This window comes from Aminobacter sp. P4_H6_2, assembly GCF_056400805.1.
The window spans coordinates 1-3538 of record NZ_JBFUKO010000562.1 but is presented as its reverse complement, the minus strand read 5'-3'; the positions used below and the strand labels follow the sequence as shown (position 1 = coordinate 3538).

The 3538-nt window shown below is 61.7% G+C and carries 4 protein-coding genes; 3 read left to right on the top strand and 1 reads right to left on the bottom strand.

The features are described 5' to 3' along the window. Positions 1–34 precede the first annotated feature (34 nt). Positions 35–856, bottom strand: a complete 822-nt coding sequence (locus AC1DUU_RS26545; RefSeq protein WP_476786346.1) for an SDR family NAD(P)-dependent oxidoreductase — start codon at positions 854–856, stop codon at positions 35–37. Between the two features lie 191 nt (positions 857–1047). Between AC1DUU_RS26545 and AC1DUU_RS26540 the strand changes: the two genes are divergently transcribed. From AC1DUU_RS26540 to AC1DUU_RS26530, 3 genes are all read left to right on the top strand, one after another. Continuing rightward, complete coding sequence (locus AC1DUU_RS26540) at positions 1048–2079, top strand: cysteine synthase A (protein WP_476786345.1); 1032 nt, start codon at positions 1048–1050, stop codon at positions 2077–2079. Further along, positions 2079–2822, top strand: coding sequence for an alanyl-tRNA editing protein (locus AC1DUU_RS26535; RefSeq protein WP_476786344.1), 744 nt, complete (start codon positions 2079–2081; stop codon positions 2820–2822). The genes AC1DUU_RS26540 and AC1DUU_RS26535 overlap by 1 nt, the downstream gene beginning before the upstream one ends. Before the next feature lie 15 nt (positions 2823–2837). Next, on the top strand, positions 2838–3538 hold a 701-nt coding region (locus AC1DUU_RS26530; RefSeq protein WP_476786343.1), incomplete at its 3' end, for a sulfurtransferase.

Sequence of the window (3538 nt, the reverse complement as noted above, 5' to 3'; positions counted from 1 at the left end):
CCGCCAAACCCTAAGCCGTGGCGAAGACTGAGCGTCAGTCGAAGCTCGAACGCTTGAGGTATACCAAAGGTTCGGCCTTCCACCGCGTGGCGATGCGTAGCGCCTTTTCCCGCAGAGGCCGTGGCAGCAAAAACAGCAATTTCATGCCCCAGGTGAGGCGGCGGGGGAAGGTGACCTCAAAACCGCTTTTGCGTATTGCTTTGCAGATTCGCGCTGCCGCAGCCTCGACCGGCATCATCGCCGGCATCGAGAAGGGTGCTGTTTCCGTCAGCGGCGTGTCGATGAAGCCGGGGTTCATCACCTGCGTTCGGATGTTCATCTTGTCGAAGTCGAACTTCAGCGCTTCGGCCATGATGTTGACCGCAGCCTTGGTCGCGCCATAGGCAGCCGTCGTTGGCCAACCGAAATAGCTGCTGATCGAACCCATGAACACGACATGGCCACGTCCGCGATTGCGCATGCGTTCGATGACGGGCACCAGCCCGTTGATGACGCCGAAGACGTTGACTTCAAAACTCTGGCGGAAGGCTGCGATGCGCAGGTTGTCACCGGTCGCGGGTAAGTAGGTCCCGGCATTGAAGATGGCGAGCACGATGGGGCCAGCCTGCGCCTCGATGGCGGCGACTACAGCGGCCATGCCGGCTTCGTCGGTGACGTCGGAAGGGAACGAAAGTACACGACCCTTCATGCCCTTGGTTTCGTCGATCAGCGAGTCGATCGGATCACTGGGCCGGACGGTGACGGCGACGGTGTAGCCATTGCTGGCCAGCATGCGGGCAACGCTGCGGCCAATACCGGTGCTGCCGCCGGTAATCCATGCGACCCCATCTTCTGGATTGGCCCGATATGTGCTCACTTTGAATCCCTCGGCAGTGCAGCTTATGAAGCTCTAGCGAGGCCCCATTCACATGGAAAGGCTGTTTTGGGACCGCAGCATAGGGGCATGTGCTCGTTGACGCCCGGATGCGACTGGTCCAGACAATTTCATCCCTTGAAAGCACCGCCTCACATTTCTAGGGTTCACAGTCGAATTAGGAAGGAATCTTCATGCGCTCGGTGATCGATGCCATCGGCAATACGCCTCTCATCCGGCTCAAGCGGGCCTCGGAAGAAACCGGCTGCGAGATACTTGGCAAGGCCGAGTTCATGAATCCCGGCCAGTCGGTCAAGGACCGAGCCGGCCTGTTCATCATCCGCGATGCCGAAAAGCGCGGCCTGCTCCGGCCCGGCGGCGTCATCGTCGAAGGCACGGCCGGCAATACCGGCATCGGCCTGACCGTTGTCGCCAAGGCGCTCGGCTATCGTACGGTGATTGTCATTCCCGATACCCAGAGCCAGGAAAAGAAGGACGCGCTTCGACTGCTCGGCGCCGAGCTAATCGAGGTTCCAGCGGTTCCCTACAAGAACCCGAACAACTATGTGAAGGTTTCCGGCCGCCTGGCCGAGCAACTGGCCAAGTCCGAACCGAACGGGGCCATCTGGGCTAATCAGTTCGACAACGTCGCCAACCGCGACGGCCATATGCGCACGACAGCGGAAGAAATCTGGCAGCAGACCTGCGGCAAGGTCGATGGCTTTGTCTCAGCGGTCGGTACTGGCGGAACCCTGGCTGGCGTGGCGATGGGGCTGAAGGCGAAGAGTGGCACCGTCAAGATCGCGCTCGCCGATCCGTTGGGTGCTGCACTCTACAGCTTCTACACGACAGGTGAGCTCAAGGCCGAAGGCAGCTCGATCACTGAAGGCATCGGCCAGGGCCGCATCACCGCCAATCTGGAGGGCTTTACGCCCGATTTCTCGTTTCAGATCCCTGACGAGGAGGCACTGCCGATCGTCTTTGGCTTGATCCAGGAGGAGGGCATCTGCGTCGGTGGCTCCACCGGCATCAACATTGCCGGGGCGATCAGGCTCGCCCGCCAGCTCGGCCCCGGCCACACCATCGTCACCGTGCTCGCCGATTTCGGCACGCGTTACCAGTCCAAGCTGTTCAATCCGGAATTCCTGCGCGGCAAGAGCCTGCCTGTGCCCGACTGGATGGAGCGCGAGCCCAGGATTTCGGTTCCGTTCGAGCGGGTGGCGTGATGGCGTTTTCCACCGAGGCGGTTTTTCGCGAAGATGCCTATCTGCGCGAGACCGAGGCCAATGTGGTCGGCATCAACGACCGCGGCGGCATCATCTTCGACCGCACCATCTTTTATGCGACCTCGGGCGGGCAGCCCGGCGATACCGGCGCCTTGATTCGCGATGACGGCAGCCGGATTGCCGTTTCTGCGACCATCACCGGCGAGAGCAAGGACGAGATCATCCACGTGCCGGCGCTGGATCAGGCGATGCCTGAGATCGGCGAACGCCTGAAGCTTGCAATCGACTGGCCGCGCCGGCATCTTTTGATGCGGATGCATGCCGCTTGCCATCTGCTGACTGTCGTTTGCCCATATCCGATCACCGGGGCTGCGGTCAGCGAGGACGATTCGCGTGTCGACTTCGATCTCCCTGATGCCGGCGTCACCAAGGAAGATGTGACGGCGCAGTTGATGGCGCTCGTCCGTGCCAACCATCCGATTTACACGCGGTGGATCTCCGATGACGAGCTTGCTGCCAATCCGACACTGGTGAAGTCCAAGAACGTCCGTCCGCCCTCGGGCACGGGAAAAATCAGACTGGTCTGCATCGGCGATAATGGTTCGATCGACAGCCAGCCCTGCGGCGGAACCCATGTCGCCGGCACGGCTGAAATCGGCGAGATCCACATCGGCAAGATCGAAAAGAAGGGGCGCGAAAACCGCCGCTTCCGCATCCGCTTCGGCGCGATGCCCGCCAACTGAACCGGAGAAGTTGCCATGAGCGAAAAAAGCGCCTTCGTCATTGATGCGGACTGGTTGGAAAAGCGGCTGGGCACGCCCGGACTGTCGATCGTCGACGCATCCTGGTACATGCCCGCACTCAAGCGCGACGCGCGCGCGGAGTATGATGCGGCTCACATTCCCGGTGCGGTGTTCTTCGACCAGGATCTGGTCGTCGACCCGGATTCGGCCTTGCCTCACACCTTGCCTTCGCCTTCGCTGTTCGCGCGCTTTGCCGGTTCGATGGGGATTTCGGCTGACGACACCATCGTCATCTATGACGGGCCGGGGTTCATGGCAGCGCCGCGGGTGTGGTGGATGTTCCGCATCATGGGCGTGTTCCAAGTCTACATTCTGGATGGCGGCTTCGATCGCTGGAAGGCGGCTGGGCGGCCGGTGACGGCCGAGCCGACCAAGACTGCTCCGGGCTTTTTCCATGTCGACTACGATGCATCGAAGGTCGTTTCGCTTGCCGAGATGCGGAAGGTGGTTGATACCGGCAGCGCCCAGGTCGCCGACGCGCGTTCCGCCGGGCGTTTCGAGGGCACCGATCCGGAACCGCGCGCCGGCTTGCGTTCGGGCCACATGCCTGGCGCACGCAACGTGCCTTCCGGCACGCTGTCTGAGAACGGCGAGTTGTTGCCGCTTGATCGTCTGAAGGCAACGCTCGAGGCGGCGGGGCTCGACCTGTCCAAGCC

What these genes read in the sequence shown, in the direction of transcription:
- AC1DUU_RS26540 (WP_476786345.1), top strand. Translation starts at nt 1,048, where the DNA reads ATGCGCTCGGTGATCGATGCCATCGGCAATACGCCTCTCATCCGGCTC.
- AC1DUU_RS26535 (WP_476786344.1), top strand. Translation starts at nt 2,079, where the DNA reads ATGGCGTTTTCCACCGAGGCGGTTTTTCGCGAAGATGCCTATCTGCGC.